This window comes from Mesorhizobium sp. SEMIA396, from assembly GCF_024518615.1.
In the GTDB taxonomy this organism is placed as follows: Bacteria; Pseudomonadota; Alphaproteobacteria; order Rhizobiales; family Rhizobiaceae; genus Mesorhizobium.
In genome coordinates this window covers 194,954-210,542 of record NZ_JANIFC010000001.1, presented here as the reverse complement: position 1 = coordinate 210,542, position 15,589 = coordinate 194,954, and the positions used below count along the sequence as shown (strand labels likewise).

At 61.5% G+C, this 15,589-nt stretch carries 13 protein-coding genes and 1 pseudogene; 2 read left to right on the top strand and 12 right to left on the bottom strand.

Translation table 11 applies throughout. The features are described from left to right. Nucleotides 1-57 precede the first annotated feature (57 nt). The 6 genes and pseudogenes from NP503_RS01010 to NP503_RS33275 all read right to left on the bottom strand — a co-directional run bounded on the left by NP503_RS01010 (nt 58) and on the right by NP503_RS33275 (nt 5,703). On the bottom strand, nt 58-978 hold the full coding sequence (locus NP503_RS01010) for a carbohydrate ABC transporter permease (protein WP_024504905.1): 921 nt from the start codon (nt 976-978) through the stop codon (nt 58-60). Further along, a complete protein-coding gene (locus NP503_RS01005) occupies nt 971-2,308 on the bottom strand; it encodes a sugar ABC transporter substrate-binding protein (RefSeq protein ID WP_236382677.1) in 1,338 nt (445 codons plus the stop codon). Before NP503_RS01005 ends, NP503_RS01010 begins: the two co-directional genes overlap by 8 nt. A gap of 89 nt (nt 2,309-2,397) precedes the next feature. Then, nucleotides 2,398-3,219, bottom strand: coding sequence for a helix-turn-helix domain-containing protein (locus tag NP503_RS01000; RefSeq protein ID WP_127267386.1), 822 nt, complete (start codon nt 3,217-3,219; stop codon nt 2,398-2,400). Further along, complete coding sequence (locus NP503_RS00995) at nt 3,213-3,698, bottom strand: Zn-ribbon domain-containing OB-fold protein (protein ID WP_206517131.1); 486 nt, start codon at nt 3,696-3,698, stop codon at nt 3,213-3,215. The genes NP503_RS01000 and NP503_RS00995 overlap by 7 nt, the downstream gene beginning before the upstream one ends. After that, complete coding sequence (locus tag NP503_RS00990) at nt 3,665-4,795, bottom strand: thiolase family protein (RefSeq protein WP_127267387.1); 1,131 nt, start codon at nt 4,793-4,795, stop codon at nt 3,665-3,667. The genes NP503_RS00995 and NP503_RS00990 overlap by 34 nt, the downstream gene beginning before the upstream one ends. A gap of 60 nt (nt 4,796-4,855) precedes the next feature. Beyond that, nucleotides 4,856-5,703 (bottom strand): annotated as a pseudogene (locus NP503_RS33275) (SMP-30/gluconolactonase/LRE family protein). Nucleotides 5,704-5,867: 164 nt separating this feature from the next. On the opposite strand from NP503_RS33275, the gene NP503_RS00975 reads away from it, so the two are divergent. Then, on the top strand, nt 5,868-8,516 hold the full coding sequence (locus NP503_RS00975; protein WP_206517129.1) for a CaiB/BaiF CoA-transferase family protein: 2,649 nt from the start codon (nt 5,868-5,870) through the stop codon (nt 8,514-8,516). 55 nt (nt 8,517-8,571) lie between these two features. After that, nucleotides 8,572-9,429 (top strand): nitroreductase family protein, encoded by an 858-nt coding sequence (locus tag NP503_RS00970; protein WP_024504898.1) that lies wholly within the window; start codon nt 8,572-8,574, stop codon nt 9,427-9,429. A gap of 75 nt (nt 9,430-9,504) precedes the next feature. Here the strand turns inward: NP503_RS00970 and NP503_RS00965 are convergent, their stop codons facing one another. The 6 genes from NP503_RS00965 to leuB all read right to left on the bottom strand — a co-directional run bounded on the left by NP503_RS00965 (nt 9,505) and on the right by leuB (nt 15,550). Continuing rightward, entirely contained in the window at nt 9,505-10,116 is a 612-nt protein-coding gene (locus NP503_RS00965; RefSeq protein ID WP_024504897.1) for a flavin reductase family protein, read from the bottom strand. 130 nt (nt 10,117-10,246) lie between these two features. After that, nucleotides 10,247-10,894 carry a nickel pincer cofactor biosynthesis protein LarB gene (larB, locus tag NP503_RS00960; RefSeq protein WP_127269186.1) on the bottom strand — a complete coding sequence of 216 codons (648 nt, stop codon included), beginning with the start codon at nt 10,892-10,894 and terminating at the stop codon, nt 10,247-10,249. Continuing rightward, nucleotides 10,891-11,679 carry a potassium ABC transporter ATPase gene (locus tag NP503_RS00955; protein WP_024504896.1) on the bottom strand — a complete coding sequence of 263 codons (789 nt, stop codon included), beginning with the start codon at nt 11,677-11,679 and terminating at the stop codon, nt 10,891-10,893. Before NP503_RS00955 ends, larB begins: the two co-directional genes overlap by 4 nt. Further along, nucleotides 11,672-12,913: a LarC family nickel insertion protein gene (locus NP503_RS00950; RefSeq protein WP_256754936.1), complete on the bottom strand. Its 1,242-nt coding sequence runs from the start codon at nt 12,911-12,913 to the stop codon at nt 11,672-11,674. The genes NP503_RS00955 and NP503_RS00950 overlap by 8 nt, the downstream gene beginning before the upstream one ends. After that, nucleotides 12,910-14,214 carry a nickel-dependent lactate racemase gene (larA, locus tag NP503_RS00945; protein ID WP_127269157.1) on the bottom strand — a complete coding sequence of 435 codons (1,305 nt, stop codon included), beginning with the start codon at nt 14,212-14,214 and terminating at the stop codon, nt 12,910-12,912. The genes NP503_RS00950 and larA overlap by 4 nt, the downstream gene beginning before the upstream one ends. A 235-nt stretch (nt 14,215-14,449) precedes the next feature. Next, a complete protein-coding gene (gene leuB / locus NP503_RS00940; protein WP_024504892.1) occupies nt 14,450-15,550 on the bottom strand; it encodes a 3-isopropylmalate dehydrogenase in 1,101 nt (366 codons plus the stop codon). Nucleotides 15,551-15,589 lie beyond the last annotated feature (39 nt).

The window sequence follows — 15,589 nt, the reverse complement described above, 5'->3', positions numbered from 1 at the left end:
CGGCACACCCTGTTGCGACCCGGCCCCGCGACTTCCCCCCAGCTTGACTGGAATGGCTCATCCCGACCTCGTTTCGCTGCGTTTGTGAAGCCAGGTGATAGGCAGGGTGACAATACTGACGAGGATGGCGAACACCAGCGTTTGGGCTGCGGCCAGACCGACATCGAACTCCTGCATGGCAGTGCGCCATATGCGGAAGGTGGTGACGGTGGTGCTGAATCCCGGCCCGCCGAATGTCAGACCATAGACGAGGTCGAAGAGCTTGAACGCGATCACGACGCGCAACAGCAAGATGGCAAGCAGCGTCGGCATCAGCATCGGAAGCGTGATCTGCCAGAAGATCGTTCGCGGCGACGCGCCGTCGACACTTGCCGCCTCGAACACCTCGTCTGGCAAGGTCTGGAGCGCCGCATAAGCGAGGATCGCCACGAACGGCGTCCACTGCCAGGTATCGGCGACAGCGACCGAAAGGAAGGCTGCGGGCATGGTGCCGAGGAATGAGACCGGCTGGTCTATGATGCCGGTGCGCAACAGCACGCCGTTGAGCAGGCCGCCGGCGGGCGCAAGGATCAATTTCCAGGCCACGGCCACCATCATGGGCGGCGTCATTAGCGGCAACAGGATAAGGCTGCGCACCCACCTCGCCTGCTTCAGACTTGAATGCAGCATCATCGCGATCGCCAAGCCAAGTGCGAGCTGGATCAATGCGACGGGAATTGCGAAAATCGTCGTCCTCAACAGGGCCGCCTGAAAGTCGCCATCGCGCTGAATGGCGGCAAAGTTGGTCAGAACCGGCCAATGCTGGAACTGCCGCCCCAGCGAGCTCTTCGACAGCGACAACGCAAGCACGTCGAGAAACGGATAGATGGCAAAGGCGGAGAGGCCGAGCAGCAGCGGCGCGACCAGAAGGAACCCTGCCAATCGCGAGCCGCTTACCGTCGCTCCGGCCGATGTGGAAACCGGGTTGCCTCTATCCATTCAGCATTGCAACCCAAGCCGCCTGGGCATCTTTCATAGCCTGCTCGGGGGTCTTGGTATGAGCGAGAACCAATGCAAGTTCGTCAGCCAGGCCTTGCAGCATCTTGGACGCCAGTGCCCCGGTAGGCCAGGCAAGCGCGCCATTTAGTGCCTGGGCGCCAGCAGCCTGAACCTTCGGCGCCGCCGCCTTGTACTGGCTGCTGTCGAGAACCGACGTGAAGATCGGATCGATGCCACTGCCGGGAGTCAGTGTCAGCTTGAGGTTCATTTCCTTGCTGCAGGCAAACTTGACCAGTTCCCAAGCGGCGTCCGGCTGCTTCGAGCCGGCCGAGATCGCCAGGCCGAAACCGGCGTCGAGCGAGCCGCGATGCTGTTTGTTGGCGCCGCCAATCGGCATCTGCACCACGGTCCACTTGTCAACAATCTGCGACATTGCCGGATCCTGTGCGTTGACCCCGAGATCGGTCCAGAACTCGATCATGGCCGCCTTACCGGAGAGGAAGGCCGGCAATCCTTGCTCGAACCCGGTTTCCAGCGGCGTCGGCAGAGCATACGGAGCAACGTTAAGCATGGCCTGGACGGCCGCGATGCTGACTTCCGAATCGAGCAACGGCTTGCCGCTGGCATCGAAGAAATCGCCACCCAGACCAGCCAGCCGGTTGGTGTAGCTGCAGCCTATCATGAAAGGGTTTTTCACACCGAGCAGCGCGGTGCCGAAGATGCCGTTCGCTGTCTCGGCCTCCGTGATGACCTTCGCCGTCGCCAGATATTCGTCCCAAGTCGTGGGCGGCTTCTGGCCGCTCCGTTCCAGGATCTCGGTGTTGACGAACAGCACGTGCGAATCGCCGTCATATGGCACCCCCCAGCGCTTTCCCTTGTACAGTGTGTAGGGATCGTAGATCGACGGCAGGAAGTCCGCAGCGGCATAATCCTTGGCAATGCGGTCGGTAACGTCGACGACCGTGCCGTCTTCGGCGAGCGCGCCGAGCAGACAGTACCAGTAGTCGATGACGTCGTAGACGTTGGATCCGGACTGGACGTCGAGGGTCGCCTTTTGCTGGATCTGGTCGTTGGGAACCGGCAGTACGTTGACCTTCGCGCCGGTCGCCTTGCCGAACTCGTCTGCAACTATGCGTCCACCGGTGACGTGCGGCTGGATCACCATAAGATTGAGTTCGATACCCTTGAGATCGGGCGCGCTCCATGCCTGCCGCGGCATCAGAGCGGCTGCCCCCAGCATTGCTGACGTGCCGAGCAATTGCCGTCGTGTCAGCGACATTTGCTGCATGAGTTCCATCAAGTTACTGCTCTTCATTGCGCATTCCTCCACCAGCCTGCTTCTTAGTCGTTTTAGAAAGAGCCGCCTGGTAGCTCCTATTCCGCCCCGGCGTACGCATGTGGCGGTCAAGCACTTCGCCCTCACGCACCCCAGGCTTCTGCAGCGAAGTCACGAAGCAGCGCGGCGAACCTCGACCGACCGTCCGCGTGCCCGGAAACGGCAACGCCAATGCCGATCGCAGCAGGCGCTCCAAATCGCGCGGGCAACTGGATTGCGATGACGAGGTCGTCCTGGGCACTCAGATCGCGACAAACCGCGAAGCGATCGACGCGGTGCATTCGCAGCTCGTTGACAAGATCCTCCACATTGACCGCATGTGCAGCATCGCCGACGGCGTTCCCGTGCCGGAGAATGCCACGTACGTCATTCTCGTTCTCTGCTAGAAGCAGCATCCTGCCCAGGGCGTCGCTGCCAATCGGCAACTTCATGCCGGGACTCAGGCGATTCGTCCTTGGCTCGGCCGACGGCCAGGAGACATGCACATATTGAACGTGCACCCCATTGCGGACGCCAAGCCGGACATTTGCATTGGCCTCGATGCTCAACGCATCCAACGCCTGCAGCAGGCCGCTGCCCTGGAGAAACGTGTCGTGGACCCAGTTGCTCAACAGCACGGAGCGGACGCTCGGTAGGTATTTCCGCGTCTTGCGATCGCGCGCTATGAAACCTGCACCGCTCATGGCCTGTAGCAGCACGGACGAACTTGACTGGGGGATTTCGAGCGCGCAGGCGATTTCCGAGACCGACAGCGGGCGGCGAAGAGCAGCAAAGAGTTCAATGATTTCGAGCGGGCGCGTCGCCGATCTCAGGATGCTGCGGTTTGGCCGGGCTGGCAGGCGGCCGGCGTGATGACGATCGCATCCGGCCGCGCTCACTTCGGCGTCAGCTGCTTCGTTCAGCATCCCGGTTCGTCCAGAGAAAATTTCGGTAATGCAATGCCATCGGCGATGCGGTCGAACACCACATGGACGCGCGCACCAATCCTGAGGTTCGCCTGCCCGCCGACCAAATTGCTGACGACCAGCGGGCCTTCGTCAAGCCGCACCAGACATGTACGGTAGGGCAAGTCTGCCTCAAAGCCGTCCCAATAGGCGCGATGGAAATCCGCCCAGGACTGCAGCGTGCCTTTTCCGCTCGCCGGTTTCCAGGTCTGGCGGTCATTCAGGCACCGAGGGCAGACCGGCGCTTCGGGAACATGAGCGTCGCCGCACGCATCGCAGGTCTGCAGCGCGTAAATTGACTTGAGCGCATAGTCCCAGAACGGCCTGTTCAAGGGCGTAATCTTGGGCAACGGCTTTGCCTCTACGGATTTCTCGGAAGCGGAAGCGCCATACGCCATGTCAGCCGTCACGCCCGCGTATAAACGATCGTGCGCGTGCATGGTGTTGCTTGCACGTACGTCACGACTTCACAGTCCTCAACCTGCCGATCGCCGCATTCGCCACGCAGTTGGCGCACCGCCTCGACGTTGAGGGCCCAGCCCTGCATATACGAATTGGACAGATGGCCGCCGTCCGTGTTGGTCGGCAGCCGGCCGCCAAGTTTCAACGCTCCGCCCTCGACGAACCGGCCGCCTTCGCCGCGCGGGCAGAAGCCAAGGCCTTCGAGGCTGAACAGCACGGTCGGACTGAAATTGTCGTAACACATCAATGCATCGACATCGGCGGGCTCGACGCCGGCCATGGCGAACGCCTCATCGCCCGATGCCGAGACCTGATCGTGCCAGAAGTCGATGTGAAAATTCTCTATGGACGAGTTTCGATAGGCCTCGCGCCCCGAAAATCCGCTGATCCGAACCGGCGGCTTGGCGAGATCAGCGGCACGCTCGCTTGTCGTGAGGATCAGGCAGACGGCGCCATCGTTGATCAGGCAATAATCGAATAGGCGCAGCGGGGCGACGATCGGACGGGAATTCTCATGGTCGTCGATAGTCATTGCCTCCTTCATCACCGCGCCGGGATTGAGTTGCGCATGGCTGCGGAAGGCGACGGAAACTTCAGCGAGTTGCCGCGTCGTCGTACCGTAAAGCTCCATGTGGCGACGGAACATCATGGCGTGGGCGCCGCCGGGCGAGGTGAACCCCCAAGGGTCCCAATGGCCCGGCATTTCACCTCCGCCGTAGAAGACGCGGCGAGATCGGCCGATGTTGGCGTAAAGCAGCGCGACATATTTCGCCTGGCCGCTCGTCAAGGCGATCGTTGCCTCGATGAGGCCGATGCCCGACATGCGACCATGCCCCGGTAGGGTGATCGTCCAACGCGGATCAAGTCCCAGGACTTCGCCCATCCGGTAGTAGCTCGGAATACGACATGTAAGCAGGCCGTCGACCGCGCCCTTGTCCAGTCCGCAATCTGCAACCGCGTTGCGAAACGCCTCAGCCGCCAGGCCATACTCGTCCATGTCGGGAAAGTTGCCGTACGCCGTCGTGCCGACGCCCACCACCGATACTTTATCTCGAAGCCCAGAAAAGCCTTGCATCGTCCCTCCGTAATGGATGATGCATTTTATTTTATTTTGGTCAAGAGGCTCGGAACCGTTTCAGAGGCCGCGTGTCCCGACATAAATCGAGTAAAGAGACGAGGCAGCGGCTATGAACAGGCGATTGCGCTTGGGCCGCCGAACGTCAGGTTTGTGACGGGTTTCCGGGACCGCAATCTTACCGATTAATTCCCCTCGGGGCTGATGCAGTGAACACCATCAGCCGCGCTTGTCCAGATATTGCCATCGAGGTCCACGCTGAACCCGTCAGGCACCCCGGCATCGATCATGGCGAATGTCCGGCGGTTGCCAAGCCCACCATCGGCCGCTACGTCAAAAGCTAGGATCTCATGTGCGCCACCCAGGCGTGTGCGTCGCGCCTGAGTCGGCAACGAAAAGGATTTTCTCGGTGGGCGAGAAGGCCAGACCATTGGGCTTGTCCAGTTTGTCCGTGGCGATCGCCAGCTTGCCATCGAGGGGATCAAGGCGGAAAACGCAGCGGCGCCCGAGCTCGCTGGAGGCGCGGTTTCCTGTGTAATCGCTGAGAATTCCATAATCCGGGTCGGTAAACCAGATCGAATCATCCGAGCGTACGACGATGTCGTTTGGCGAGTTGAGCCGCTTTCCCTCGTAGCTATCGGCGAGAACGGTCTGCCTCCCGTCAAGTTCGGTGCGGACGACGCGACGATTGCCGCTCTCGCAGGTGGCAGACGCCCTTGGCGGTCCCGGGTGTTGCCATTGGCGTTGCCGGACGGATGGCGAAAGACGACCGGTGGCTGCCCTTTGGCGACAGTAATATTTGCTCTGCTGGAACGTCGCTAAGAAGGAGAATCTCGAGATCCGCAAAACAGACCGGACCCTCCGCCCACAATGCCGGTGTGAAGACGCTCCAATGGCGCATTGGCCACGACATAGCGCCGGAAGCCTTAAAAATTCAGGATCGAAATTTCTTCTGCACTTTTTCCACCACCCAAGGTGAATTGGTTTGACCCCCGCAATTTCTAATTGACAGGCGCCGCTTCTCAATGCCTAATTTTATATAATGCATTATCTTGCCGAGCAAACTCCATAAATGTGGTTGCTCAACATCAACGCTGAGACGGTCCAAACACCCTTCATGACAGCTGCAAGAGTTGAACCCCGGTCGACCGCTCTGGCGTCCGACACCGCCCCCGGAATGCTGTCTGGCCTTCGAGTGATCGAGGTGGCGGACGAGACGGCGGAGTATTGCGGCCTGCTGCTTGCAGGACTCGGCGCCGAGGTGATCAAGATCGAATCAGCAGACGGCAGCCCGACGAGGCGCATCGCCCCGTTCTGTTCTGAGGAGCCCGACCCCGAAAAGTCGCTCTATTTCTGGGCATACAACCGCGGCAAGAAATCCGCCGTCGCCGATCTGGATACCGCAGGCGGTCGCGAGATGTTGGTCCAGCTCCTGGGTACTGCCGACATCCTGCTGGATGCTAGCTGCGGCATGTTGAATGAACAGCTTGGGCTGACCCGCGAAGCCTTGGCGGCGCGGTACCCCTCGCTCGTCATCGCCCGCATGACGCCTTTCGGCGATGACGGCCCTTGGAGTACCTTCAAGGGGTCGGACCTGGTTCATCTGGCGCTCGGCGGCGTCATGATGAATTGCGGCTACGATCCGGATCCATCGGAACAGTACGACCTACCGCCTATCGCACCGCAAATCTGGCATGCCTACCATATTGCCGGTGAGCAACTCATGATTGGCATTCTTGCCGCTCTGATCGAGCGGACCACCTCGGGTCTCGGTCAGGATATCTCCTGTGCCATCCATGAGGCGGTGGCCAAGAGCACCGAGATCGATCTGATGTCATGGGTGATGCGCCGAGCGCCGCTCCATCGTCTGACATGCCGTCATGCCCTGGAGGCAGTGTCGCGTGTCCCCAACATCAGTCACACCAAAGATGGTCGCTGGTACATGACCTGGGGTGTTGGCGCCCGTGACAAGGCCAATCTCGTGCCGTTCCTCGAGCGTTTCGACATGGCTGCGGACCTCGAGGCGCCCACAGCCGATGCGGACTTCAACGCACGCAGCGTCCCGGGCTCGTCGAAGATGGACGACGCCACCTCGCACACGCTGGAAGTGGTTCAGCGTTTCGTCCGCGCCCACACATATGACGCGACGCCCTGGCAAGAAGCTCAGGCAGCGGGATTGCTCTGGGCACCGGTGCGCAAGCCGCATGAGAATGCACAAGACGAGCATTGGCTGAAGCGCGGCGCCATCACCAAGGTCGATCACCCTGAACTTGGGCGCAGCTTCCATTATGCCACAAGCAAATGGCTGAGTTCGGAAACACGATGGCAGGCCGGCAAGCGCGCGCCGCTGCGCGGTGAGCATACGGACGAAGTGAGCAACACCTCAAGGCAGGCATCGCCAAAGGTAGCGGCAGAGGCGACCCTGAAACCGGCGCTCTCAGCACGCAATCGTCCCTTTCCTTTGCAGAACGTCCGCATCTTTGACTTCTCATGGTTTCTTGCTTCGGCGGGCGGAACGCGCTTTGCTGCTGCGCTTGGCGCCGAGTGCATCAAGGTCGAATGGAAGGAAAACCCAGACACACGCCTCGCCGCAATGGCACCCGTTGGGGGCCGCACGGCGCGCGAGGCCGCGACCGGCCCACTGCCGGGCGTCAGCGATCCCGACATGGGCGGCCAGTTCAACAATAAGAACGCGGGCAAGCGCGGGCTCTCGCTCAATATCCGCCACCCGAAAGGTATCGATATCGCCAAGCGGCTGATCGCAATCTCCGACGTCGTCGCCGAAGGCTTCTCTCCGGGCGTCCTCGATCGGTTAGGCCTGGGGTATGACGTCCTGCGCAGCATCCGTCCCGATATCATCTACGTCCAGCAGTCCGGCATGGGCAGTTACGGCACCTATGGCCGACTGCGCACCGTTGGGCCTATCGCTGCCTCGTTTGCTGGGATGAACGAGATGTCCGGTCTTGCCGAACCGGCGATGCCTGCCGGGTGGGGCTATTCCTATCTCGACTGGATGGGGGCCTATGGCTTCGCCCAATCGCTCCTCGGTGCGCTGTACTACCGCTCGGTCACCGGCAAGGGTCAGCATATCGATGCGTCCCAATGCGAAGCGGGCATCTTCCTTGCCAGCCAGGCCATCCTTGATTGGTCGGCAAACGGGCGAGTGTGGCAGCGTACCGGCAACCGCTCCCCTTATGGCAATGCCGCGCCGCATGGCGCCTATCGTTGCCAGGGGGCGGATCGCTGGATCGCGATCTCGTGCTGCGACCAGCGGTCATGGGCGGCGCTCGCCCATGCCGCGGGCCATCCTGAATGGCTAACCGATCCACGCTTCGCCAATATTGCGGCTCGTCTTGTCAACCAGGATGCACTGGACAAGGTGGTTGGAACGTGGACCGAGGGCGTTGAGGCCTATGACTGCATGAGCCGCTTGCAAGCAGCTGGCGTGGCCGCTGGCGTATGCCAGACGGCGGAGGATCGCTGCGATCACGATCCGCAGTTGCGGAGGCTGGAGTGGCTGACCGAAGTGCCTGGGACAAGGATCGGGACGTGGCCCGTGGCCGAAGTGCCGTTCAAACTTGGCCGCACACCCGCGCATGCAGGCGGATTGATCAACCGCGGAGCGCCTTGTTACGGCGAAGACAACGAATATGTCCTCGGTGAACTCCTCGGCCACTCAACAGCACAGATCCGCTCGTTCAAGCACGAGGGCGTTATTTGACCTCGGCAAGAATCCCAGGCGGATCAAGCCAAACAACCAGATGGATGACAATCAGATGACCAGCAAGCAGCGAAACAGCGTCGCCGACGGTACAGCGGCACGTGAACGCGTCGGTACGCGCTACCGTGATCCCGCTCTCGCCGAAGAATTGTCCCACGTCACTTGGAACAGCACGCTGGATGTGATGCTGTCGCACCGGTCGGTGCGCTACTACCTCGACCAGCCCCTTCCCGCAAATACCCTTGAGCTCGTCGTGGCGGCCGCACAGTCGGCGGCTTCAACTTCCAACCTCCAAGCTTGGAGCGTCATTGCGGTCGAGGACAAGGATCGCAAGGCGCGGCTGGCCGGCTACGCCGCGGACCAGAAGCACATCCATGACGCGCCGCTGCTGCTCGTTTTCGTCGCCGATCTGGCTCGCCTGCGTGCGATCAGCGATGAGCGGGGACATGCCGGTGTCGCACTCGATTACATCGAGGCATTCATCTTTGCCATCGCGGACGCCGCGTTCGCAGCGCAGAATGCCGCTGTTGCAATCGAGTCGCTCGGCCTCGGCTGCTGCTACATAGGCGCGATGCGTAACGACCCTCAGGCCGTCGCCAACGAACTGGGACTGCCCGACGAATCGATGGTCGTGTTCGGCATGACAGTCGGCCGCCCCGATCCGGCGGTGGCAACAGACGTCAAGCCGCGCCTGCCGCAAGGCATAATCCTCCACCGCGAGCGGTATACCCAAATCGACCCGGAGCTTATGGCGGCCTACGAGGCACGCATGCGGGAATTCCAGGCCGAACAGAACATGCGCAACATCGACTGGACTGAACAGACCGCGGCGCGGATAAAGGACGTTGCTGCACTGACCGGCAGGCACGTGCTCACGGACTTCCTGAAGGCGCGGGGATTTGGGCTCAAATAGTTGCGGTTGCGCGCGCCAATGTTGACTGAGAGACAGGGGCTGCGACTTCGTCAGGCTTGCGAACCGCCGGCCCTGTCACGTCGCCGAGATTCTCGGCAACTCAAACGCGTCTGTCGTGCGGACATAGGTGTTTCCTTGTGCCCTGGCGACAAGGCGCAATTTTTGTGTATCGACATGGAAGCGAACCGGGTCGATCAGCATGTCGTCGCGTATATGCATCATCTGGACCGTTCCCAGGATGAGCGAGCGCGATACCCCGAGAGGAACAATGCTGTGCAGCACGCACTCCATGGAGACGGGGCTCTCGGCAATTCGCGGCGCGGCGATCGTCACTGAAGCTTCCTCTGCAAGCCCGGAGCGCGAAAACTCATCGATTTCCGGCGCAAACTCGGCGGCGGTTATGTTCATCTGGTCCAGCCGATCCTCGTCGACCAGATTGACGACGAATTGGCCCGACATCCGGATATTGCGTCCTGTGTCCTTGTTGTCGCCTGCAGACCGGTCGACGATGCTGAAACCGACGACAGGGGGATCCTCGCTGAAGACATTGAAGAACGAGAATGGCGCTGCATTGCGCACCCCGTCCGACGCGACGGTCGTGACCCATGCGATCGGCCGTGGCGTGATCGTCGAGGATAGAAGTTTGTGCCGGTCAAGCGGCTTCAGCTCGGAGAAGTCGAACTGCATTGTCGTGGGGACCTCCGATGATTTGGCGGGGCAGACCAGTTTGGCTGGCGCCACGCCTTTCTAGCACCGGCAAAATCGATTGTTTGCTCTATATCGGAACGCGCGCATCGCGCTTAACGAGGCTGGTGCGTCAACGCATTGAAAGCATCTTCACCGCGGCTGCCGCTGCGCCAAAGCCATTGTCGATGTTGACCACCACAACTCCCGGCGAGCAACTCGCGAGCGCTGCGTTGAGCGCCACATATCCGCCGGCGGCCACGCCGTAGCCGACAGATGTCGGTACAGCGATCAACGGCGCCGCGATCAGCCCGGCGAGCACGCTGAAGAGCGCGCCTTCCATGCCGGCGACAGCGATAACAACCCGAAACATCCGGATTTCGTCGAGCCTTTCAGTAAGCCGCCACAATCCGGCGACACCGACATCGGCGACGATAGGCGCGTCATGGCCGTTGAAGCAGAGCGCTCGGGCGGCTTCCCGTGCGACCGACATATCCGACGTGCCCGCCGCCACGATGCCCACACCTGTGCTTGCAACGGGCATGGACCCGCCCAGCACCGCAGTGCGCGACAGTGGATCATAATCAAGTGCACTGCGAATGGCGAAATCGAGCGCCAGAAAATGGCTTTCGTCGAGACGCGTGAACAACAGCCGCTCTCCTTTCTCGGAAGCAGCGACGATGATGGCGGCCACCTGGGTCGGGCTCTTATGCTCACATAGCACCGCCTCCGGCACTCCGGTGCGCCTGCTGCGTTGCCAGTCGAGTTGAAAGTCGTTCATGGGCGCATGAACATCGCGCCGCGGCTGTAGGGCCGGGCGCCCACGAAGACGCGTCCTGCCTCGGCGCAAAGCCGCTGCGTGATCTCGACCAGCAGATGCTTCTGCGCGGACACGCCGTCGCCGAGTTCCAGAACCACGCCTGACCGCGTAATCCGGCAGCGCAACGTAACGCCACTGGCGGCAATGTCAGCCAGATGCCGCTCGGCCTTCTCGATGAATGCGAGGTCGCGGGCATCGATCGCTATTCCCGTCTCGACGCGGCTTGCCAGGCATGGCTGGGCGGGCAATTCGGCGACAGAGCCCAGGCCAAGCTCGCGAGAAAGCGCGCGAATGTCGGCCTTGGCCATTTCCGCTTCGATGAGGGGATGTACCACCTGGCGCTCGGCGGCAGCCAGCAGCCCGGGACGATAGTCGCCGAGATCATCGAGATTGGCACCCGACGCGATCACATGCGGCGTCAGTGTGCGTATCCGATCGTAGAGATTGGTCTTGCAGAAATAGCAGCGGTTCGAGGGATTGTCCCGATAGCGTGAATCCTCGAACTCGCCAGTTCCGATGACGAGGGTCGTCCAGCCTTCGGTATCTGACAGACCCCGCACGCGTGCCGTCGCCTCTTCCGGAACGGCTGGTGAGGCGGCATGGATTACCGTCACCGCAAGGCCCGGCTTGCGATGTGCGAAGGCTGCCAGCGTCACTGAATCCACGCCGCCGCTGACAGCAATGGCGAGCTGTTCGAAACGGTCAAGAACGCGGTCAAGACGCTGTGCCGGCGCAATGTCATTCATCGTCGGTCGTCTCGGCCTGCCACTTCATGGCGCGGCGCTCGGCAAGGCTTCCGCCTCGAAGGGCATCGCTTTCCACCTTGCGTGTGATGCCCGATGGCCGGAGGACCGCCTTGACGGCAAGTCCGGCAGCCTTGACGTTTTCCCGGAAGAGGACCAGCCGGCGTTCCTCCCGCAGGCGCAAGCCGATTGTCGATGTCTCGGCAAAACACCGGGCCGTCACCTGATCGGCCAGTTCCGGTCTCGCCAGAAGCCGGAACGACGAGGCGGGACGCCCCTTCTTGCCGAGGCGCTGCCCCACGGAGAGATCCAACACGCCGTCCGTTGCCCTGAGGCGATCGCAGGCGACGCCCATCTCTTCGCCGGTCATGTCGTCGATTTCGAATTCGATGACACTGATGGTGTCGCTCGGAGTTGAGACTTCGTTCTCTAGGACGAGAACGCGAAGAATGTTCGGCATCCCGGGCAGGTGCCGCGTCCCCGCGCCTGTTCCGGACGACACAAGCCGGCCAGACGTGCCGCCAGCACCAGGCGCTGTGAGATGTTTAAGGATCGCCGCGCCGGTCGGCGTCACGCGCTCGCCTGATATCCCGTCGTCGCGCCATTCGAAACCGGTCAGGATCGCGGCCGTGGCAGGCGCGGGAACGGGCAGCAGCCCGTGGGCGGTGTGCACAAGGCCACCGCCTCGCGGCAGAGCCGAGACACTCCACACCGTCTTGTCGAGCGCCGCTGCGATGCTGCCGGCGCAGACGACGTCAACCAGGGAGTCCCAGTCGGCGATCTCGTGAAAATGTACCCTTTCGACCGGCACGCGATGGATGGCCGCCTCCGCCTCGGCAATGATCGTCAGTATCGCAATGGCCCTGGCAGCCGTTCCATCGTGGAGATCCGCGGCTTTGATGCGTGCCACCATGTCAGCAAAACTACCTGCATGCGCTTCATCAGGAATCTGGTTGCGATCGTGATGGTGATGGTGGCCATCATCATCACCATATGCGTTCGCATGGGCGTGTGGCGCTGCAGCCGAAATCGCGCGCTTCGCGACCAGACCGAAGCGCCGCACGCGCATCGACAGGCTCTCGCCTTCCTCGAAGGCAATGCCACCGGCCTCAACCGGAAGCACTGCAGCGCCGTCGGCAAGTACGCGCTCTCGCAGGTCAGGCAGCGCGTCGAGCATTGCCGCGACGAACATGTCGCCGGCGATGCCGCCGACTGCATCGAGGTGGACGCGTCTCACAGTCCTGCCCGCCGATAGATCGGAATGACGTATGGTCCCTCCGGGATGATGGCAACGGCGGGGTCGCCATGGCGTTCAAGACTGGCCGCGATTGCGTCGTTTACCGAGGGGACCAGTTCAACTCCGGTGATGCGGCGTTCCTCGCGATCTAGCCCGGTCGTGTAGAGCTGGATCTTGCCCACCCGCATCGGCTTCAGCTGCATCTCCGTCTGCCATTCATCGATGTCGGCAAGCGTCTTCGCCGTAAGCGTGGCAAGGAATGGCTCGGGTCCCATCTCCACCAAGCGCGCTTGCGCCTGGCGGAATTCGTGGCTGCCAAAGCCCTCCGAACATTCCGAGGCGATGATCAGCGTCCCGCCCGGGTCGAGAATGTCGATCGGCGTCACCATACCCTTGATCGTCTGGTAGTAGGTCTTGTCGAGGGGATAGCCTGCAGACGACGTCACCACGGTCTTGAACCGGCGCGGCACGTCGATCATCGTCGTGTCGGCGATGAAATCGACCGCAGCCAGATGGCTGGCTATGATCTCGCCAAAGGTCACGCAAACCAGATCGCGATCTTCATCGAGCACGGTGTTCAACGCATAGATTTCGCCAACCTTGCGTACGATCTGCAACTGTTCCTCATGGAGCGGGTTGCCGACCAGATTGCACTGGACTGACAGCGGGTCTTCCATGAAACGCGCCGAGTGGAAGGTGCGGATGGTTTCGTGGCCGGCAACGCCGGGGGCGACAACCTTTCGACCACCGGACCAGCCTGCCATGAAATGGGGCTCGACCAGGCCTGTAGCGATACGGAGGTCCGCATCCGCGAAAAGCCGATTGATCCGGATCGGTGTCCCACGCGTCTGCGTATGTCCCAGATCGACGTGGTCGTGTTCGTTGCGTGCGAAATGATTGGTGACGCGGACGGTCTTCAGAACCCAAGGATCGCCGACCAGTTCCTCCAGTTCCACACCCTCGTTCGGACGATGAAGGCCGGTGGCAACGAGCACATCGATCCTGTCCGCGGGAATGTCGCCTTTAATCATTGTCTCGATCATGACGCGTAGGAATAGCCGGTTCGGCACCGGGCGCGTGATGTCGCAGATAAGGATGCAGGCGCTCCGACGCCCGACCACCAGACGGGCTAAAGGCTCGGAGCCAATCGGATTCGCGAAGGCGGATGCAATTGCTGAAGAGGCGTCGAAGAGTTTTGGCAACAACGCCTTCCGGATTACTGTCGGCTCCGCGCCTTGCGGCAATGCCAGCTTCAGCAATCCACGACCGAAGGCAAGTTCGAAAGGACCGCCATGTTTCATCTGCCGTCCCTCGGCTCTCACGATCCGCCGTCCGTCGCTACGGCCCGGCACCTATGATGTTCGGCGGCTGATTCAGCCCTCTTCGGCCACGTGACGTCGCTCGAACATGTCTGGCTTGCCTTCGAGTACCGCTGGTCAGTCAACCGAAGTAAGTCTCGGTTTGGTGACCTGTCGTCGCAATCGGCGATGCGGACGCGACCGACTTGCCGCGAGAGCAGCAGGTCATAGCGGCCGGTCAGGCAAATTCCGCCTCCCCGCCAACCTTCTGCTTGCGGATCGCCTCGACAACTGCTTCACCCATGGCCCTCGTGCCGATCTTCCTGCAGCCGGGTTGATAGATGTCTGCGGTCCGATACCCCTCGCGCAGCACTGACCGTACGGCCTGCTCGATACGCGAAGCGTGCTGGTCGCGGCCAAACGACTGCCGGAGCATCATGGCAACCGAAAGGATTGCGGCCAGTGGGTTCGCCAAGTCCTTGCCAGCGATGTCCGGCGCGGTGCCATGGACCGGTTCGTATAGGCCCTTGTTGTGATCGCCGAGGGAGGCCGACGGCAGCATTCCGATTGAGCCGGCCAACATGGCCGCCGCATCGGAGAGGATATCGCCGAAGACATTGCCCGTCACGACAACATCGAATTGCTTGGGATTCCGGATCAAGGCCATGGACGCCGCGTCAATGTAGAGATGCGTCAATTCCACATCGGGATACTGCTTGCTGACTTCGATAACGACCTCGCGCCACAGCGCCATCGTTTCAAGGACGTTTGCCTTGTCAACCGAACACAGTTTCTTACGTCGTTTCGCGGCGGCCTGGAAGCCCGCATGCGCTATGCGCTCGATCTCGGCATCGGTATAACGCATCGTGTTGATGCCGACACGCGCGCCAGTCTCGTCACGAGAGACACCACGCGGCTGGCCGAAATAGAGATCGCCGGTCAGTTCACGCAAGATGATCAGATCGACCCCCGTGACAATTTCGGGCTTGAGTGTGGAGGCGTCCACAAGCTCGGGATAAAGCACGACCGGGCGGAAGTTAGCATAGAGACCGAGGGCCTTGCGCAGCTTGAGCAGGCCGTAACCGGCCCCCTCGCTCGGCGCTCGCCTCTCATCCTCAGGAACGCCGGTTCCGCCAAGCAGAATGGCATCAGCTTTGCGTGAGATGTCGAGGGTATCAGGCGGCAGGGCATCGCCGAAGCGCTCCAGCCCCTCACCTCCGATTACGGCTTCTGTGAGTTCGAGCGGGAGTTCACTACCGATGACCGCGTGCAGCGCCCTTACTGCCTCCGCGGTCACTTCCTTACCGATCCCGTCTCCTGGGAGCACTACTATCTTCAAGGCCTTGCCTTTCGAAATTGAGTTGAAGAGGCGGGCGCA